Consider the following 239-nt stretch of genomic DNA (forward strand, 5'->3'; position numbering starts at 1 on the left):
CGCGCGATGCGGCCGCCGATATCGTCCGCCGGGCGGCGCGTGCTGCTGGCGAACCAACTGGTCGGCCGCCAGAACATGACGATCATCGCGGGGCTGCTGTCCGATCCCGAATTCGAGTTCTTCTGCCTCGTCGATTCCGTCGATGGCGTCGAGCAGCTCGGCCGCTTTTTCGGCGCGGCGAACAAGACGCTGAACGTGCTGCTCGAGCTCGGCGTGCCGGGTGGCCGCGCCGGCGTGCG

At 69.0% G+C, this 239-nt stretch carries 1 pseudogene; it reads left to right on the top strand.

Annotation, left to right across the window (positions count from 1 at the left end):
• Positions 1–239, top strand: a pseudogene (locus tag SB816_RS34695) (hypothetical protein); the annotation flags it as partial.

This window comes from Achromobacter sp. SIMBA_011 (assembly GCF_046535435.1).
Lineage (GTDB): Bacteria > Pseudomonadota > Gammaproteobacteria > Burkholderiales > Burkholderiaceae_B > Achromobacter > Achromobacter dolens.